Origin of the sequence: Cytobacillus sp. FSL W8-0315, from assembly GCF_038002905.1 — a bacterium.
GTDB classification, from domain to species: domain Bacteria; phylum Bacillota; class Bacilli; order Bacillales; family Cytobacillaceae; genus Cytobacillus; species Cytobacillus pseudoceanisediminis.
In genome coordinates this window covers 644940-663306 of sequence record NZ_JBBOOC010000001.1, presented here as the reverse complement: position 1 = coordinate 663306, position 18367 = coordinate 644940, and the positions used below count along the sequence as shown (strand labels likewise).

The following is an 18367-nucleotide window of genomic DNA, read 5'->3' as shown; positions in this document are numbered from 1 at the left end:
GTTCTTTTTAAAAATAGCATATGAAAAAAACAAAAACGTTTAGACTTCCTCATTTTAGGGCATTTTTTTATATAGACGAGAATTTTTCAAAATGAGGAAGGGGACGTATTTATGACAGCTGTATTGCAAGCAAAGGAAAGAAAAGGTTCACGCAACTCCAACTTAACTTCACTGCGAAAAGAAGGTAATATTCCGGCAGTTGTGTATGGTTCAAAACTGCAAAGCCAATCCATCTACTTAAGCGAAGCCGATTTTCTAAAGACGATCAAGGAAGTAGGCAGAAACGGCGTATTTTCATTAGATGTAGATGGCAGCAAACATGAAGTGGTGCTTGGTGACTACCAGTCCAATCCGATTAAAAATGAAATTGTCCATGCCGATTTTCTAGCGGTGGATATGAATAAGGAAATGACAGCCGATGTACGCGTCGTCTTAACTGGAGATGCAGCAGGAGTAAAAGATGGAGGCGTAATGCAGCAATCCATGCATGAAGTCTCTGTTACAGCGACACCGAATAATATTCCACCTTCTGTTGAAGTGGATGTAACAAATCTGCAGGTGAATGAGACCTTAACAGTCGCTGATATCAAGGCAAATCGCGGCTATGAAATCAATAATGAAGATGAAGAGGTTATCGCTTCCATCCTTCCTCCGAGACAGGAAGAAGAAATCAACAGCGGTGAAGAACAGGAAGCTGGTACTCCTGAAAATGAAGAAGGCAGAGAAACAACAGCAAATGAAGATAAAGCAGGTGGAGAATAAGCTCAGGGAAACTATTCTTGCAGGGGCTTGGCAATAAAGGCCAGCCCCTGTTTGCATGGCATTAAAATGAATCCGAATGAGACGCGCATTCGGATAAGATCAGAAGCAGCAGGGGCAATCGAGTCCCTGGCACAACTTCGACAGAATTCTTCTTATCGAACAACACACTTTCTACTATAATGAAAAGAGAAATGAAAAAGCTCAGAGCGCACGCCTGGATAAATGCTGGGCTTCTGCGCTTTTCGAATATGGGGTGAGAAAATGAAATTAATTGTAGGGTTGGGGAATCCCGGCAAGCAATATGATAAAACAAGGCACAATATTGGCTTTGATGTGATTGATGTCTTATCGGACCGGCTGAATATTCCTTTGAATCAGGCCAAGCTGAAAGGCGTATTTGGCACAGGTTATGTGAATGGAGAGAAAGTATTTCTGCTAAAACCTCTTACATATATGAATTTATCAGGAGAATCCATCCGGGCTGTTATGGATTATTTCGAGATAAATGATGATGAACTTGTGGTCATTTATGATGATCTGGATCTTCCTGTAGGCAAGATACGTCTCCGTCAAAAAGGGAGCGCAGGAGGCCATAATGGGATCAAATCTACAATCGCACATCTGGGAACACAGGAATTTAACAGAATCCGAGTTGGCATCGACCGTCCGCCGAGCGGCATGAAGGTGCCTGACTATGTGCTGGGACGTTTCACGAAAGAAGAACAGGCTATTATGGACGAAACGGCTAAAAAGTGCGCAGATGCCTGTGAGGAATGGTTCAAAAAACCATTTTTACAGGTAATGAACGATTTTAATCAATAATCTTCATATTTTATCAATCTTATCATAGAATAATGTATCTTTTCATTGCCGGCATCGTCTTTTGCATGAATAAGTTCCCTTCCTGAGGTCCATACTAGAATCATGGACAGTTTAACGGGAGGGACAGGCATGGCTATTCATTATCATTGCCGTCATTGCGGAACAAAGATTGGTTCAATAGAGAAAAGCTCAGTTTATTCAGAGCAGCTTGGCTTCCATAAGCTAAACGATCAGGAACGCCAGGAGATGATCTCCTATGAACAATCAGGAGATATGCATGTAAAAGCGATCTGTGAGGATTGCCAGGAATCACTGGAACGCAATCCGGATTATCATCAGCAGGACTTTATTATTCATTAAAAAGCTTTGGAGACAATCCAAAGCATTTTTCTATTTCTATTTGAGGCAATCATTTTATTTAATAGAAACCGTTCTATAGATTCTTGTTGCATCCATATTTTATTAGTAAGATTAATGAAAGTTAAAATGGATTTTGCAGACTGTCAGTTATCTGGCTCGATGGGCCTGAATTGGCATCTGCTTTTTGGCGGTTGAACTGCCTGGGAAAAGATACTCTTTAAATGTTGAGAACTGTCTAGCTGCAGCGCCTGCCACCTCGAGGTATAAGTAAATCCTCCCAAAAGGCAAAGAACTCCTTTCCGTGAGGCTCGTCTTATGCTTGCCGGGGATGATAGATGATAGGTGCGCTTGCGCTTTTCTAAAAAGATAGAAAGTATAACTTTTAACTTCGAGAACTGTCTAGCTTCAGCACCTGCCCCCTCGAGGAGCTTGTCGGGGGTGGGCAAGGCGCTTACGCTTTTCTTATAGGAGGGGCTTTCATGTTAGGTCTTAAAGAGATTATTAGCCGGCAGGATGATGTAAGTTCCATCATGTCTGGCATAGAGGAAGGACTTAGGGAGCAAATGCTTGCCGGATTATCTGGATCAGCACGCACCTTGTTTTTGTCTTCCATATATGAGCAATCGGGAAGGCCGATGCTAGTAGTAACACACAACCTTCTGCAGGCACAGAAGCTATATGATGATATTGTCAATCTGGCTGGGGAATCGGAAGTGTTTTTGTATCCTGCAAATGAGTTGATTGCAGCGGAAATGGGGATTGCCAGCCCGGAATTAAAGGCCCAGCGGATTGAGGCTTTAAATTATTGGAGCAAATATAAAACAGGAATCATGATCGTCCCGATGGCCGGGTTAAGAAAGATTCTCCCGCCTCCAGGCCACTGGCAGAAATACCAGCTGTCTTTAAAAATTGGTGATGAACTGACAGATGAACAATTAAAAAACTTTGTCCGTATGGGCTATGTTCGTTCGGAAATGGTTTCTTCGCCGGGAGAATTCAGCGTCAGGGGCGGAATCATTGATATCTATCCACTGACTGAGGCTGATCCAGTTAGGATTGAGCTATTTGATACAGAAGTTGATTCAATCCGGACTTTTTCTTTGGAGGACCAAAGGTCAAAAGAAAAATTAAACGAGATTTCGATTGGACCAGCAACCGAAATACCTCTGGATTCAGAACACTTCCAGACATTAATTGAAAAACTGGAAAAAGGTTTGGGATCAAGCCTGAAAAAACTGAAAGATGATAAAGCGAAAACACAGCTGGCCCAGAATGTTGGCTATGAATTAGAACAGCTTCGAATGGGGAACAAGCCTGAACACCTTTTCAAATACCTATCGTTTGCCTTTGAGGAAGGAAGTAGTTTAGTAGACTATCTCCCTGCCAATGGCTTAATTTTCATTGACGAAATCAGCCGTGTGCAGGAAATGAATGACTCTCTTGATAAGGAAGAGGCCGAGTGGTATACAAGTCTTTTAGGCGAGGGCCAGATCATTCATGATGTGAAGATTTCACACACCTTAAAAGAGTTTCTGCACCGTTCAAAGCATCCGATTACGTATATGTCGCTGTTCCTGAGACATGTACCGAATACAAATCCGCAAAACATCATTAATGTCACCTGCAAACAGATGCAGAATTTCCATGGACAAATGCATGTGCTGAAAAGCGAGCTGGACAGGTGGAAAAAAGGCAGATATTCAGTCGTATTCCTGGGTCCGGACGAAGAGCGGATTAAAAAGCTGCAAAGAGTGCTTGAAGACTATGAGATTGAAGCGGCATTTGTGAGTGAGGATGACCCGATTTTAACAGGGAAAATTCAAATTACAGAAGGCAGTCTTCAGACCGGATTCGAACTTCCAAGCCAAAAGCTGGCTGTTATTACGGAAGAAGAGCTTTTTAACAAGCGCATAAAAAAGAAAGCCCGCAGGCAAAAGCTTTCAAATGCAGAAAGAATTAAAAGTTATTCCGAACTGAAGGTTGGAGACTATGTCGTTCATGTTAATCACGGGATCGGAAAATACTTAGGGATTGAGACTCTTGAGATTAACGGGGTCCACAAAGATTATCTCCATATCCGCTACCAGGGCAGCGACAAGCTGTATGTGCCAGTAGAACAGATTGAGCTTGTCCAGAAATATGTCGGCTCCGAAGCAAAAGAGCCAAAAATTTATAAGCTGGGCGGAAACGACTGGAAACGGGTTAAGAAAAAGGTTCAATCATCTGTTCAGGATATTGCGGATGATCTGATCAAGCTATATGCAGAACGCGAGGCATCAAAAGGCTATGCCTTCAGTCCGGATGGGGATATGCAAAGGGAATTTGAAGCGGCCTTCCCATACCAGGAAACAGAGGACCAGATCCGTTCCATCCATGAAATTAAGAAAGATATGGAGAGGGAGCGCCCGATGGACCGCTTATTATGCGGAGATGTGGGCTATGGGAAAACAGAAGTGGCGATCCGTGCTGCTTTTAAGGCGATTGCGGATGGAAAACAGGTTGCCATCCTCGTTCCGACGACCATACTGGCTCAGCAGCACTATGAAACGATGAGAGAACGATTCCAGGATTACCCGATTGAAATTGGGTTATTAAGCCGATTCAGATCAAAAAAGCAGCAGACAGAAACTCTTAAAGGCTTAAAGGCAGGGACTATTGATGTAGTTGTCGGCACACACCGGATTTTATCAAAAGATATCCAGTATAGAGAATTAGGCCTGCTCATTATTGATGAAGAACAGCGCTTTGGAGTAACACACAAAGAAAAGATCAAGCAGCTTAAGACAAATGTAGATGTCCTTACCCTGACTGCAACGCCAATCCCAAGAACCCTTCATATGTCAATGTTGGGCGTGAGGGATCTATCGGTTATAGAAACACCGCCTGAGAACCGGTTCCCGGTCCAGACTTATGTGATGGAGTATAATGGTGCATTGGTTCGTGAAGCAATTGAAAGGGAATTGGCGAGGGATGGACAGGTCTATTTTCTATATAACCGGGTGGAGGATATAGAACGAAAAGCCGAGGAAATATCCATGCTAGTTCCAGATGCAAGGGTAACATATGCCCATGGGAAAATGACGGAAAATGAGTTAGAATCTGTTATGTTAAGCTTCCTGGAAGGCGAGTCCGATGTTCTCGTCAGCACAACGATCATTGAAACTGGCGTAGATATTCCAAATGTCAACACGCTGATTGTCCATGATGCAGACAAAATGGGTCTGTCCCAGCTTTATCAGCTTAGGGGCCGGGTTGGCCGTTCCAACCGGGTTGCCTACGCATACTTCACGTATCGAAAAGATAAAGTATTAACAGAGGTAGCTGAAAAGCGGCTACAGGCCATAAAGGAATTTACAGAGCTCGGTTCTGGTTTCAAAATTGCCATGCGGGATTTATCAATCCGTGGCGCCGGCAATCTGCTTGGAGCAGAACAGCATGGATTCATCGACTCTGTCGGTTTTGATCTGTATTCGCAAATGCTTAAAGAAGCGATTGAAGAACGGAAAGATAAGCTGGATGGCGTCGAGGCAAAACCGGCTAAGATTGAGATCGACCTGGATGTTGATGCCTATATTCCTGATTTTTACTTGTCTGATGGCCATCAGAAAATAGAAATGTATAAGCGCTTCCGCGGCATTTCTTCGCTTGAGGATGTGGAAGAGCTCCAGGATGAGATGATCGACCGTTTTGGCGAGTATCCGGATGAAGTGGGATATTTATTCCAGATTGCCGAAATGAAGGCATACGGTGAACTTGCCGGAGTCGAGACAGTTAAACAATCCAAACAGGAAGTACTGATTCTTTTATCGGAAAAGGCCAGCGAGCATATAGATGGCCAGAAGATTTTCCAGATCACAAGCAAATACGGCAGAATGATCGGCCTGGGCATGGAAGGAAAGAAACTGAAAGCTGTCCTCCATATTAAAGGCATAAAAACAAATGAATGGCTTAACATTGCATACGAAGTGATCAAAGGAATGCAGGAAGCGAAAAAAGAGCAGGAACATCCAACTGCGTAAATTTATGGAAATATCACTGTCAATAAAATGAAACAATAGAAATGTTTATCTCTTTCTGACGAGGGTAATTTTAAGTTGAAGGATCATTTGGAATGTTTATCCGATTTTGGAATGAATAACATCTATGAGAAAAAGTTTTTGTGCACGTATATAACTTTCCATATGAAAGATACTAAGTTCAAACATGGCGATGCATTCATTTTCTCCCAATTATGGATCATAGCCAAAAGAGGAAAGAGTAAGTGCTGTGCTGGTGTTAGAGTTGTCTAGCTCAGCGCCTAGCTCCTCGAGTCATAAGTCAAATCACTCCAGAAATCGGGATTTCCTGCGTGATTCGACTTATACTTGTCAGGGCTGAGTAAGGCGCTTCCGCTTTTCTATTAAATCATCAGATGAAAGTGAGGCAACGTTGGATGAAAGCAACAGGTATAGTTCGTCGAATCGATGATTTGGGTCGTGTAGTCATTCCTAAAGAAATCCGCAGAACACTGCGTATTCGTGAGGGGGACCCGCTGGAGATTTTCGTAGATCGTGATGGAGAAGTCATCTTAAAGAAATATTCACCAATCAGTGAACTGAGCGATTTTGCAAAAGAATATGCAGAAGCATTATATGACAGCCTGGGAAATCCAGTGTTAATCTGTGACAGAGATACTTACATTGCTGTTGCAGGAGGTTCTAAAAAGGATTACTTAAACAAAAACATAAGCGATCTTGTTGAAAAAACAATGGAAGAGCGCAGTTCAGTCCTGGTTAACCAGTCAGGCGACATCTCGCTTGTAGACGGGAACACAGAATCTTCCTCCGCTTATACAATCGGCCCAATCATTGCAAACGGCGACCCAATTGGAGCAGTTATCATTTTTGCAAAAGAAGATTCACTGGGCGACGTGGAACAAAAAGCAGTTGAAACAGCAGCAGGCTTCCTGGCCAGACAAATGGAATCATAAAAATGGATACTTAATGAAAGGGGTAGCGGAATGCTGCCTTTTTTCTTTGGGCTCGGGGATGGCGGGCACGTAAACCGGGTATTCAGCACAGAAAGTAAGTGAGTTGCGCCAACACACAAAAGCCCTGGACCGGCGCGTAATCGAGGAGCGCGCATAAAACAGGTACTTCCGCGCATAAAGCAGATCGCGCGCGCAATTCAGAGGAATTCGCGCACAAGAACCCCGAACCCGCGCGTAACCGAAAAATTGACGCGCGAAAACAAAGATTTCCCGCGCACAAGGATAGTGAGCGCGCGCAACCCAAGGATATCCGCCCGAAAAAATACGAAACCCGCGCAGAACCGAAAAACAACGCGTGCAATCCTGGTAAATCCGCGCATAAAGCCCCAATGTGCTATAATACTTTCGAATTCAATTGGAAGGAGATGGGCAATTGAAGCCCGTTCAGACATCTGGCGATTTGTTTAAAGGAGCGTTTATCCTTACGATCGCTGCCCTGATTACAAAAATTTTGAGTGCTGTTTACCGGGTCCCCTTTCAAAATATCGTTGGGGATGTAGGGTTTTATATATATCAGCAGGTTTATCCATTCTATGGAATCATTATCGTGTTATCTACATATGGATTTCCTGTCATTATTTCAAAGCTTTATGCCGAGCAGGCCGCTCTAAAGAAAGAGAAGGATATTCAGAACTTATTTGCCGTTTCTGCCTTTGTTCTGTCCATAATAGGTTTTATCGGGTTCTCCATTCTGTATTGGGGTTCGGAATGGCTGGCTGTCAGGATGGGCGATCCGCAGCTGGCGATATTACTTAGAGTGGTGGCAGCCATGTTTCTTCTTTTTCCGATTCTGTCCCTGTTCCGGGGATATTTTCAAGGCACAGGAGATATGGTTCCAACCGCAGTCTCCCAGGTAGGAGAACAGCTTGTCAGAGTCATTACCATCCTGTTCGCTGCTTATTTGCTTGTTAAGGGAGGAAATTCTCTATACATGGTGGGAGGCGGGGCCCTTTTTGGTGCCATAACCGGCGGACTTATTGCCATCCTGATTTTAATCACCTTCTTTTATATAAAAGAAAGAAAAAACCTGCCGTCCGCCATTGCCATCGATTTTAGACAAAGCGGCAAGCTGGCCAAAACGATTATCATACAGGGATTTGCCATCTGCATCAGCAGTCTCGTGCTTATTTTCATTCAGCTGGCAGATTCGTTCAATTTATACTCGCTTCTATTAACATCCGGAATTGAAGGAGAGGAAGCGAAGGCGCTGAAAGGTGTGTATGACCGCGGACAGCCGATTATCCAGCTGGGCATTGTTGTGGCAACATCCATGTCCCTGTCGCTGGTGCCGCTCATTTCCAAAGAAAAAATGAGAAATCATCCTGCATTTCTTCATAATAAAATCAGACTTGCCCTTCAAATCGGCATTCTTGTTGGTGCTGCAGCAACGGCTGGCCTATGGAATATCATAACGCCTGCAAATATTATGCTGTTTGAAAACTCGTCGGGATCGGATGTCCTGGCGATTCTTAGTCTGCTGATCTTGCTGAGCAGCCTGATCATCACAATCACAGGAATCCTGCAGGGACTGGGATTTATCTTTTTCCCGGCAGCGGCTATTTTGATGGGATTTGCCGTGAAACTTGGCCTGAACATCCTATTGGTTCCTTCTTACGGCACAGCAGGTGCAGCGGCCGCATCGTGCCTGGCGCTTGCTGCCGTCTTAATTTTTCTTATTGCAAAGCTTCGTTTATATTTGAAGATATCATTGATTTCTCTGCGCTTTTTATTGGTGGCCGGATTTGCTGCTTTGATGATGTCGGTTGTTTTGCAGCTGTATCTTCAGGCCACAGCCATGCTGCCAATACCGGATCCGGGCAGAATGTTTGCCGGATTCCAGGCATTAAGCTGCGTAGCGCTGGGGGCCTTAACGTATTTGTATATCGTATTTAAAGGCAATACTTTTAAAGAGGAAGAGCTTGCTCTGCTTCCGCTTGGAAGCAAACTCATGTTCTTGCTTCCCAAAAAGACTAGGAGATGAATCGCTTTATGAAAAAAATAACCATTCTCGGGCTTGGAGCAGGAGACTTGGATCAGCTTCCTTTTGGCGTATATCGAAAACTTAAACAGGCAGAGGTCTTGTACCTGCGGACAAAGGAGCATCCGGTTCTGCGGGATCTCGAACAAGAAGGGCTGACATATCAGTCTTTTGATCATATCTACGAAAAACATGAGAAATTTGAAGAAGTGTATGAGGAAATTTGTGAATTCCTCCTGGAAGAAGCCCTTGCCAAAGAGATTACATATGGAGTTCCAGGACATCCGCTTGTTGCGGAACGTACGGTGCAGCTTCTCATAGAGCGTGCTCCGCAGAGAGGCATTGAGATTATGATCGAAGGAGGACAAAGCTTCCTTGATCCTTTATTTCAGGCTTTGAAAATTGATCCGATCGAAGGATTTCAGCTTCTGGATGGAACCGATTTAAACAGAGATGAGATCCAGGTGGCCCAGCACGTCATCATTGGACAGGTTTATGACCAGTTTGTTGCGAGCGACGTCAAGCTGACACTGATGGAAAAGCTGCCTTACGATTACGCAGTTTATATTGTAACAGCTGCCGGCAGCAAGGATGAGGTTATTAAACAAGTACAGCTGCATGAACTGGATCATAATATGGAACTGAATAACTTAACTTCTGTATATGTGCCTCCTGTAAAAAATGATGCAGTCCTCTATAAAGATTTTTCAAAACTGCGGAGCATTATTGCGGAACTGCGGGGGCCAAACGGATGCCCATGGGATAAAAAGCAAACTCATGAATCATTGAAGAAATATTTAATTGAAGAAGCCTATGAGCTGATTGAAGCAATCGATAATGAAGATAGCGAGCATATGACTGAAGAACTGGGAGATGTCCTTCTCCAGGTGATGCTGCATGCACAGATTGGCGAAGACGAAGGTTATTTTACCATCGATGATGTGATCGAAGGACTTTCTGAAAAAATGGTCCGCCGTCATCCTCATGTCTTTGGTGATGTACAGGCAGAAAATGAAGAAGAGGTGCTTAAAAATTGGCAGAGCATTAAGCAGGAAGAAAAGGGTGAAAAGCAGGAATCCATGATGGATACTGTCCCGAAATCATTCCCGAACTTAATGAGAGCGGCTGAAATTCAGAAAAAAGCAGCAAAAGTCGGTTTTGACTGGAAGGAAGTTGAGCCTGCCTGGGAGAAGGTAAAAGAAGAGATTGCCGAATTCGAGAAGGAAGCCGTGAACTTAAGCCCAGAGATGGAGGCGGAATTTGGCGATATCCTGTTTGCGCTTGTAAATATTGCGCGTTTCTATAAAATTGATGCCGAAGAAGCTGCGAGAAAAACCAATGAAAAATTCATCCGCCGTTTTACTTTTGTGGAAGAACGGGTAATGATGAGCGGCAGTAAATTTGAAGACTTTACACTCGAGCAGCTCGATGAATTCTGGAATGAGGCAAAATCCAAAGGTTACTAATAGAGGAGTGGCAATAGATGAGATTAGATAAATTCTTAAAAGTATCAAGGCTTATAAAAAGAAGAACACTGGCAAAAGAAGTCTCCGATCAGGGAAGGATCTCCATAAATGGACAGCAGGCCAAAGCGAGCTCAACCGTTAAAGTGGGCGATGAACTTCAAATCCGCTTCGGGCAGAAGCTGGTAACGGTCAAAGTGGAGCGCCTGCAGGAAACGACCCGCAAGGAAGAAGCGGCGGAAATGTACTCGATTGTTAAAGAAGAGAAGGTTGAATCGGAAGCATAAGGCCTGCTCCTATGGAGATTGGCCGTTAAACTATCGGTTTCAGCCGATAAAAGAGCGTTGTTGGCCGTTAAATTCCCGTTTTAGGCCGATATAATCTTCATATTGGCCGTTAAATCTTGATTTAGCGTAATTTCATCCGTATCATTTTTCAAATTCAGCAGCGCCTCCGCTTTTCCTATTGGCTTGTTCTATTTTAATTCCCCTTTTCATAAACATGTACAAAAAGGTTGTACTATGCTGATTGCGGGGGATGAATAATGAGTCAATATTATGAGTCAAGTTCAAACAAAACCAATACTCAGGAACACGATGTCATTATGAGAGGCAGAAGACTGCTCGATATTACTGGCGTTAAACAGGTCGAAAGCTTTGATAATGAAGAATTTTTGCTGGAGACGGTGATGGGTTTCCTGGCGATTAGAGGGCAGAACCTGCAGATGAAGAATCTGGATGTGGACAAGGGAATTGTTTCCATCAAGGGGAAGGTATTTGACCTTGTTTATATTGACGATCAGAATGGAGATAAAGCTAAAGGCTTCTTTAGCAAGTTGTTCCGATGACACTGACCACTCAATTTGTGACCATGCTGGCAATGATCGGCATGGGAAGTGTATTTGGGGCTGCCCTTGATACGTATAATCGTTTCCTGCAAAGAACCAGGCGGAAAAGCTGGCTTGTATTTATTAATGATATTCTTTTTTGGCTCGTCCAGGGCCTGGCAATCTTCTATATTTTATTTCTGGTGAATCAAGGCGAGTTAAGGTTTTATATTTTCATTGCTTTGCTGTGCGGTTTTGCCGCTTATCAAAGTTTATTTAAGAAAATGTATCTGCGGGTATTGGAGATATCCATCCGGATGGCGATCTCCATATACCGCTTTTTCGTGAAGACCATTACTTTGCTCATCTATAAGCCCATCCAGGGTCTTATTATGGCGTTAATTGCGATAGCCGTTATGCTTGGAAAAGGACTTTATTCCCTTTTAAAAGTCATACTTCGAGTCTTTTGGTTCATCTTGAAAGTGGTTTTTCTGCCTGTCAAATGGATTTTGTCACTTTTGTGGAAGTTATTGCCGAAAAAGATTAAAAAAACAGTCGAGAAGTTATATAATAAATTGGCAGGATATTTACAGCTGATAAAGAATTATGTTTTAAAATGGATTGCAAAGTGGAAGAAACCTAAAGAGTAAGGAGGGAGTGCGGAAGTGAGTGCCACCAAGAAGAAAAATGTAGCCAAAATGGAAACCAGCTATGTTAAACAGCAGGAAGCAGCAGAGATCAGTGCGGGCCGTAAGAAAAAGCTATTATTTCGCAGATTAGCGGCATTTTTCACACTGGCAGCCGTCGTTTCATTTTTTATGATTTCCACACTCGTTTCGCAGTCTGCTGCTCTGGAAGAAAAAGTGGAAGAGAAAACCCGGCTGGACCAGGAGCTTTCTGACCTTAAGAAAAAGGAAGTCATGCTCGAAGAAGAAATTGTTAAGCTGAATGATGATGAGTATATCGCGAAGCTTGCCCGCAAAGATTACTTCCTATCCGACAATAACGAAATCATTTTTAACCTCCCTGAAGAAGAGACGGAAAAAGAAAAGAAAAAGGAAAAAAAGGCCGATTGACGCTATATTGACACTCTTTTTTTGGTTTCTGTATAATATATAGTAAGTTTGATTTATCGCAGATTAACAGGCAGTACCCCTTCGTTTAAAGTAAGTTAAACCTAATGAAGTTAGTAAAAAGGGAACTGTCTGTTAAGGTCCGGTAAGTTCAACTCCCCATCAGTGAATATGTATGAAAATATAATTCTGTACAGCTGGACTGAGCTGAGGATGTATTTTGCAGCACCTGATGGAAGTTTCACTTTATATCTTTCAAGGAGGCAATTTTTTTAATGTCAATCGAAGTAGGCAGCAAGTTAAAAGGAAAGGTCACAGGCATTACAAAATTCGGAGCATTTGTGGAGCTGCCGGAAGGCTCAACGGGTCTGGTGCACATAAGTGAAGTCGCTGACAAGTATGTAAAAGATATTAATGAGCACCTCAAAGTGGGTGATATGGTTGAAGTGAAAGTCATTAATGTCGAAAAGGACGGCAAGATTGGATTATCCATCAAAAAGGCAAAAGACCGGCCTGAGCGTTCTGAAAGACCTGAAAGAGGCGACAGAAAAGAATTCAGACCTAATTCAAACTCTGGCCGACCTCGCCAAAACCGATCAAACGACCATCGCCCTAAAGAAAACTTTGAAGCCAAAATGGCTCGTTTCCTAAAGGACAGCGAAGATCGTCTGTCATCGCTAAAACGCCATACTGAATCCAAACGCGGAGGAAGAGGCGCTAAACGAGGATAACTTGCTGCTGATTGATCTATATAGCAGGATGGAAAACAAGTCCGATTGGGCTTGTTTTTTTGTGCTGTTTAATGAAGTAATTTCTGATGGAAACTTATTAATAGTGAAATCTTAATGCAGCGCGAAGTGACCGATAATCCGGAAAAGTAACCGATTTATTGAAAATCTGACCGCTAAACATGACAAAGTGACCGATAACTGGAAAGCAATTAAAAAAGGTTCATCAATTACTAGGTAACTGCTGTTCTGAAAGAAGAAAAATTCATCCAAAACCATCAAAAAAACGCCAGCCTAAGGCTGACGCTCTTTTGAAATGACCCGTACGGGATTCGAACCCGTGTTACCGCCGTGAAAGGGCGGTGTCTTAACCGCTTGACCAACGGGCCAGGATAATATTGAATTTTGAGGAGCTTGAGTGGTTTAAGCTCAAACCTCGAATATTTCAGATAGCGGCGGAGGGGATCGAACCCCCGACCTCACGGGTATGAACCGTACGCTCTAGCCAGCTGAGCTACACCGCCATATTTTTATAGATTTATAGATGTGCTCTGAAGCACAAGATTTATAATACAAATTTTTAAAAAGGAAGTCAATAAGATATTTAAAGAAATATGTCGTAAATTTCCCTTGCCTCTTCGTCAATTTCTTCCAAGCTTCTCTTTCCGCGGAAAGCTGTCGTTCCAAGGGTTTGTTTACTTTTTTTGTCAGAACCAAGCGGAACTTCAGAAAGACCAATTTTAAATCTTGTTATCTATCCCCATATATAGTGGAAAACCGTCGAACGAAAAGCCGGGGCTTGTCCGCTATTTTGACAAACTTCTGGAGCGCTGGATTTTATAATTGTCAGCAACGATAAAAATATGGGGAGTGTAGTTTAATGGAAAAGGTAGAAAGGAATGTAATGGAGCCGATCGGGGAAGTGCCCTTCAACAAACCGAAACTGGATTTTGCCAAAGGCTTAAAAAAACTCCACTCGGGGTTGGAGAATTTCTTTCTGAAAAAAGGCTATGTTCTGCTGATCATTGGCTTTTTGCTTGGAAGAGCCTTGATATTGGCGAAGCTTACCCCATTTAGCCTTCCGTTTTTTGCAGCGGTTTATTTCATACGAAGGGATAAGGCGCCCCTGGCCCTAGTGGGATTAATGGCAGGCGCTGCCACATTGTCCATCTCCAATGCTGTATCTGCTTTTGGAATAACCTTCATCTTTTTATTTGCCTTCCGGGTCTCGAAAAAATGGCTGCATAATGAAATCAGGGCACTGCCTTTTTTCGTGTTCTTCACTCTTTTAGGAGGCAAGCTCCTGGAGGCTTTCATTACGAAGGGCCAGCTGACTTTATATGATGGAATGATGACCGGCATTGAATCAGGCCTTGGTTTCATTCTAACGCTGATTTTCCTGCAGGGTCTGCCGCTGCTTTCGATAAATAAACGCAGACAATCACTGAAAACCGAAGAAATTGTCTGCCTGATCATTATGCTGGCATCTGTCATGACGGGAACGATCGGCTGGACGGTCTATGATCTTTCGGTCGAGCATATTATGTCTCGCTATCTTGTCCTGCTCTTTGCTTTTGTAGCAGGAGCCACCGTCGGTTCTACAGTAGGGGTGGTAACCGGTCTGATCTTCTCCCTTGCGAATATATCGAGCTTTTATCATATGAGTCTGCTGGCCTTCGCGGGTCTATTAGGCGGTCTTTTAAAAGAAGGCAGGAAGTTCGGTGTGGCATTCGGCCTTCTGATTGCAACACTCCTGATGGGCATGTATGGAGAAGGAAGCGGAAATCTCATGAAAACTCTGTATGAAACAGGCGCAGCGATTCTCTTATTTTTATTAACTCCGCAGGCTTTAACGATGAAATTGGCCAAGCACATCCCGGGGACGCCTGAATATGCCGCTGAGCAGCAGCATTATATGAGAAAAATGCGCGATGTGACAGCACAGCGTGTTGCCCAGTTCTCAAGCGTCTTCCAAGCCCTTTCCAAAAGCTTCTCCTCTCATAATGAGCCATCTGAATGGGAGGAAGACGGTGATAGGGAAGTGGATTATTTCTTAAGCAATGTAACGGAAAAAACATGCCAGACCTGCTTTAAGAAAGATCATTGCTGGTCAAAGAACTTTAATACAACCTATGACTATATGATGGATATTATGCACGATGTGGACAACAATGAAGGTGCTCTTTCTCCAAAGCTTGCGAGGGATTGGGAAAAGTACTGCACAAGATCGAAAAAAGTGACTGAAGCTGTACAGCAGGAGCTGACTTATTTTAAGGCGAACCAAAAGCTGAAGAAGCAGGTTCAGGAAAGCAGAAGGCTGGTAGCTGATCAGCTGATGGGTGTTTCGGAGGTAATGGGGGATTTTGCGAAAGAAATCCAGCGAGAGCGGGAAAATCATCATAAGCAGGAAGAACAGATTCTTGAAGCACTTCAGGAGTTTGGCATTCATATCGAGCAGGTGGAAATTTACAGCCTGGAGCAGGGAAATGTCGACATTGATATGACCATCCCATATTGCCAGGGGCATGGGGAATGCGAAAAGCTAATTGCACCAATGCTATCTGATATTTTGGGAGAAACGATATTAGTAAATTCAGAGGAATGCGCCGCGTTCCCAAATGGATACTGCCATGTCACATTCCGGTCAGCCAAGGCATTCGTGGTTGAAACGGGCGTTGCACATGCTGCGAAGGACGGCGGTTTAGTATCAGGGGACAGCTATTCCACTATCGAACTGGGCTGCGGAAAGTTTGCGATTGCCATCAGTGATGGAATGGGCAATGGGGAACGGGCTCATGCGGAAAGCCAGGAAACACTTCAGCTCCTGCAGAAAATTCTTCAATCGGGCATTGAAGAGCAGGTCGCCATTAAATCAGTCAATTCCGTTCTTTCTTTAAGGACAACAGACGAAATTTTCTCCACCTTGGATTTGGCTATGATTGATCTGCAGAATGCCGACGCGAAATTTTTGAAAATTGGATCAACTCCAAGCTTTGTAAAGAGAGGCCATAAGGTAATAAAAATTCAGGCCAGCAATCTCCCGATGGGAATCATTCAGGAATTTGATGTAGATGTGGTCAGTGAGCAGCTTAAAGCGGGAGATTTGCTGATCATGATGAGTGATGGCGTTTTTGAAGGGCCGAAGCATGTCGAGAACTTTGATTTGTGGATGAAGCGCAAGGTATCCGAGTTGAAGACGGACGACCCTCAAGAAGTGGCCGATTTAATTATGGAAGAGGTAATCAGGTCAAGATCCGGGAATATTGAAGATGATATGACGGTAGTTGTGTCAAAGGTCAAACACAATACTCCGAAATGGACCAGCATTCCCGTACATGCCATCCGCCAAAAGGCCAACTGATTAATATGCTCATTGCTTAATAACTCAATAAGGTCTCTAAATTAGATAATTGTCCAGCTCAGCACCTGCCCCCTCGAGGTCACAAGCTTATCAAGCTGCGGCTCCCAGGGACGAAAGACTTGCCAATCCCTTCCAGAAGGAAAGAGCACCTTCTTGCAGAGTTCGTCTTATGCTTAGCGGGGGTGAACAAGGTGCTTCCGCATTTCTTAGGTATAAATCCCCTTCTTTCAGTCGAAAATGCTAACAACTCAAATGTGGAGGGGAGATTCAAATGAAAACAGGAACATTGAAGCAAATTTTACTGATAACGGATGGCTGTTCAAATCAGGGTGAGGATCCCGTTGCCATGGCGGCCTTGGCCAAGGAGCAGGGAATAACTGTGAATGTCATCGGAGTCATGGAGCAGGATGTCATTGATGAGCAGGGAATGAATGAAATTGAAGGAATCGCGATGTCAGGAGGCGGTGTCAGTCAGGTTGTCTACTCTCAGCAGCTGTCCCAGACGGTACAGATGGTGACGAGAAAAGCCATGACCCAGACCCTTCAGGGAGTTGTGAACAAGGAGCTTCAGCAGATCCTCGGCGGTTCCAAAACAATGGAGGACCTTCCGCCTGATCAGCGCGGCGAGGTGATGGAGGTTGTGGATGAACTGGGTGAGACAGTCGAACTTGAAGTGCTGGTTCTCGTGGATACCAGTGCAAGCATGAAACATAAGCTTCCAACCGTTAAGGAAGCCTTGCTGGATCTTTCTCTAAGCCTTAATGCACGATCTGGTGATAACCGATTTTCCGTATTCGTATTTCCCGGGAAAAAGAAAGATGTCGAAAAACTGCTGGATTGGACGCCAAATCTTGAATCGCTGACCAGCATTTTCTCGAAATTGACAACAGGAGGAATTACGCCTACAGGTCCGGCTATTCATGAGGCCTTAAACCATTTCAAGAAAAAACGTTCATTAAGGAGTCTGCTTTCCCGTGATGATGAATCATTCTTTGAAGAGTCAGTGTAAAGTAAACCCTGGTACTGTAATTGAAGGAAAGTGGCACCGAAACCGATATACCATTATAAAGGAATTAGGGTATGGTGCGAATGGGATTGTTTATCTCGCTAAAAACCAAAATCAGCAGGTTGCTTTGAAAATGAGTGATAACGGGATGTCCATCACGTCTGAAGTGAACGTCCTTAAATCCTTTGCAAAGGTCCAAGGCTCTGCCCTCGGGCCTTCTTTGCTTGATGTGGATGATTGGGATAGGAGAAGCGGAAAAATTTCGTTCTATGTAATGGAATATATACAGGGCCCTGATTTACTGACATTTATCCAGCAAAAAGGATCATCCTGGACCGGTGTTTTAATCGTACAGCTGCTGAACGATCTTGATTCCTTGCATAAAGCGGGCTGGGTTTTCGGTGATTTAAAGCCGGATAATTTGATCGTAACAGGCCCTCCTTCAAAAATACGCACCATAGATGTGGGTGGAACCACCATTCAAGGCAGGGCGATAAAAGAATTTACCGAGTTTTATGATCGCGGCTATTGGGGATTGGGGACCAGAAAGGCTGACCCGGCCTACGATCTCTTTGCTGCAGCCATGATTATAATCAATACAGCATACCCAAAAAGGTTTGCCAAGACAACAGGTGACCTCAAACAGCTCAAAATGATGGTCCGCCAAAAGAAAGAGCTGCTGAAATACGAAGATGTTATTCTAAATGCCCTGCAAGGCCAATATAGCTCGGCTGGTGAAATGAGAAATGATATGCTCCAGCTCACTCGTTCAAATCCTGTGCAAAGGAGCACGGGAAACAGGAACGCCGGACAAAAAGCCGGTCCTCAGCCTGCCAGCAGGCAAGTGTACAGGCAGAAAAAACAGAAAGGGAGCATCTTTGAAACTCTGCTGATTACCCTTATCGTGACGCTTCTTTATTTCTTATATATTTATGGGCAGCTGCTTTAAATTTGAGAAA

At 43.7% G+C, this 18367-nt stretch carries 15 protein-coding genes and 2 tRNA genes; 15 read left to right on the top strand and 2 right to left on the bottom strand.

Translation table 11 applies throughout. The features are described from left to right. The first annotated feature begins 111 nt into the window (after window positions 1-111). From MKY20_RS03660 to MKY20_RS03605, 12 genes are all read left to right on the top strand, one after another. The gene (locus tag MKY20_RS03660; RefSeq protein WP_019382046.1) at window positions 112-762 is read left to right on the top strand and encodes a 50S ribosomal protein L25/general stress protein Ctc; all 651 of its coding nucleotides are present in this window, start codon (window positions 112-114) and stop codon (window positions 760-762) included. A gap of 261 nt (window positions 763-1023) precedes the next feature. Next, on the top strand, window positions 1024-1584 hold the full coding sequence (pth, locus tag MKY20_RS03655; protein WP_009336658.1) for an aminoacyl-tRNA hydrolase: 561 nt from the start codon (window positions 1024-1026) through the stop codon (window positions 1582-1584). 129 nt (window positions 1585-1713) lie between these two features. Continuing rightward, window positions 1714-1944 carry an anti-sigma-F factor Fin family protein gene (locus MKY20_RS03650; RefSeq protein WP_009336657.1) on the top strand — a complete coding sequence of 77 codons (231 nt, stop codon included), beginning with the start codon at window positions 1714-1716 and terminating at the stop codon, window positions 1942-1944. A gap of 479 nt (window positions 1945-2423) precedes the next feature. Then, the gene (gene mfd / locus MKY20_RS03645) at window positions 2424-5963 is read left to right on the top strand and encodes a transcription-repair coupling factor (RefSeq protein WP_251267416.1); all 3540 of its coding nucleotides are present in this window, start codon (window positions 2424-2426) and stop codon (window positions 5961-5963) included. Between the two features lie 413 nt (window positions 5964-6376). After that, window positions 6377-6913 carry a stage V sporulation protein T gene (gene spoVT, locus MKY20_RS03640; protein ID WP_009336655.1) on the top strand — a complete coding sequence of 179 codons (537 nt, stop codon included), beginning with the start codon at window positions 6377-6379 and terminating at the stop codon, window positions 6911-6913. Between the two features lie 433 nt (window positions 6914-7346). Further along, complete coding sequence (locus MKY20_RS03635; protein ID WP_251265046.1) at window positions 7347-8954, top strand: putative polysaccharide biosynthesis protein; 1608 nt, start codon at window positions 7347-7349, stop codon at window positions 8952-8954. 8 nt (window positions 8955-8962) lie between these two features. Beyond that, window positions 8963-10417, top strand: a complete 1455-nt coding sequence (gene mazG / locus MKY20_RS03630) for a nucleoside triphosphate pyrophosphohydrolase (protein ID WP_019382051.1) — start codon at window positions 8963-8965, stop codon at window positions 10415-10417. Window positions 10418-10434: 17 nt separating this feature from the next. Next, the gene (locus tag MKY20_RS03625; RefSeq protein ID WP_009336652.1) at window positions 10435-10701 is read left to right on the top strand and encodes an RNA-binding S4 domain-containing protein; all 267 of its coding nucleotides are present in this window, start codon (window positions 10435-10437) and stop codon (window positions 10699-10701) included. Window positions 10702-10958: 257 nt separating this feature from the next. Beyond that, complete coding sequence (gene yabP / locus MKY20_RS03620; protein WP_009336651.1) at window positions 10959-11261, top strand: sporulation protein YabP; 303 nt, start codon at window positions 10959-10961, stop codon at window positions 11259-11261. Then, window positions 11258-11890, top strand: a complete 633-nt coding sequence (gene yabQ, locus MKY20_RS03615; RefSeq protein WP_071157151.1) for a spore cortex biosynthesis protein YabQ — start codon at window positions 11258-11260, stop codon at window positions 11888-11890. The genes yabP and yabQ overlap by 4 nt, the downstream gene beginning before the upstream one ends. Before the next feature lie 15 nt (window positions 11891-11905). Beyond that, window positions 11906-12316 carry an FtsB family cell division protein gene (locus MKY20_RS03610; protein ID WP_019382053.1) on the top strand — a complete coding sequence of 137 codons (411 nt, stop codon included), beginning with the start codon at window positions 11906-11908 and terminating at the stop codon, window positions 12314-12316. Between the two features lie 272 nt (window positions 12317-12588). Then, complete coding sequence (locus MKY20_RS03605; protein WP_019382054.1) at window positions 12589-13044, top strand: S1 domain-containing RNA-binding protein; 456 nt, start codon at window positions 12589-12591, stop codon at window positions 13042-13044. A gap of 314 nt (window positions 13045-13358) precedes the next feature. On the opposite strand, the gene MKY20_RS03600 is transcribed toward MKY20_RS03605, so the two are convergent. Beyond that, a tRNA-Glu gene (locus tag MKY20_RS03600) sits at window positions 13359-13430 on the bottom strand. 61 nt (window positions 13431-13491) lie between these two features. After that, a tRNA-Met gene (locus tag MKY20_RS03595) sits at window positions 13492-13565 on the bottom strand. A gap of 356 nt (window positions 13566-13921) precedes the next feature. Here MKY20_RS03595 and spoIIE point away from each other — a divergent pair. From spoIIE to MKY20_RS03580, 3 genes are all read left to right on the top strand, one after another. Beyond that, the gene (gene spoIIE / locus MKY20_RS03590; RefSeq protein WP_251267415.1) at window positions 13922-16402 is read left to right on the top strand and encodes a stage II sporulation protein E; all 2481 of its coding nucleotides are present in this window, start codon (window positions 13922-13924) and stop codon (window positions 16400-16402) included. 271 nt (window positions 16403-16673) lie between these two features. Then, complete coding sequence (locus tag MKY20_RS03585; RefSeq protein WP_206845852.1) at window positions 16674-17411, top strand: VWA domain-containing protein; 738 nt, start codon at window positions 16674-16676, stop codon at window positions 17409-17411. Beyond that, window positions 17380-18357, top strand: coding sequence for a serine/threonine protein kinase (locus tag MKY20_RS03580; RefSeq protein ID WP_251267419.1), 978 nt, complete (start codon window positions 17380-17382; stop codon window positions 18355-18357). The genes MKY20_RS03585 and MKY20_RS03580 overlap by 32 nt, the downstream gene beginning before the upstream one ends. The last annotated feature ends 10 nt before the right edge of the window (window positions 18358-18367 follow it).

Bases quoted from the DNA above. Each gene is read 5' to 3' on its own strand.
- MKY20_RS03660 (WP_019382046.1), top strand. From the start codon at position 112: ATGACAGCTGTATTGCAAGCAAAGGAAAGAAAAGGTTCACGCAACTCC.
- pth (WP_009336658.1), top strand. From the start codon at position 1,024: ATGAAATTAATTGTAGGGTTGGGGAATCCCGGCAAGCAATATGATAAA.
- MKY20_RS03650 (WP_009336657.1), top strand. From the start codon at position 1,714: ATGGCTATTCATTATCATTGCCGTCATTGCGGAACAAAGATTGGTTCA.
- mfd (WP_251267416.1), top strand. From the start codon at position 2,424: ATGTTAGGTCTTAAAGAGATTATTAGCCGGCAGGATGATGTAAGTTCC.
- spoVT (WP_009336655.1), top strand. From the start codon at position 6,377: ATGAAAGCAACAGGTATAGTTCGTCGAATCGATGATTTGGGTCGTGTA.
- mazG (WP_019382051.1), top strand. From the start codon at position 8,963: ATGAAAAAAATAACCATTCTCGGGCTTGGAGCAGGAGACTTGGATCAG.
- MKY20_RS03625 (WP_009336652.1), top strand. From the start codon at position 10,435: ATGAGATTAGATAAATTCTTAAAAGTATCAAGGCTTATAAAAAGAAGA.
- yabP (WP_009336651.1), top strand. From the start codon at position 10,959: ATGAGTCAATATTATGAGTCAAGTTCAAACAAAACCAATACTCAGGAA.
- yabQ (WP_071157151.1), top strand. From the start codon at position 11,258: ATGACACTGACCACTCAATTTGTGACCATGCTGGCAATGATCGGCATG.
- MKY20_RS03605 (WP_019382054.1), top strand. From the start codon at position 12,589: ATGTCAATCGAAGTAGGCAGCAAGTTAAAAGGAAAGGTCACAGGCATT.
- spoIIE (WP_251267415.1), top strand. From the start codon at position 13,922: ATGGAAAAGGTAGAAAGGAATGTAATGGAGCCGATCGGGGAAGTGCCC.
- MKY20_RS03585 (WP_206845852.1), top strand. From the start codon at position 16,674: ATGAAAACAGGAACATTGAAGCAAATTTTACTGATAACGGATGGCTGT.
- MKY20_RS03580 (WP_251267419.1), top strand. From the start codon at position 17,380: ATGATGAATCATTCTTTGAAGAGTCAGTGTAAAGTAAACCCTGGTACT.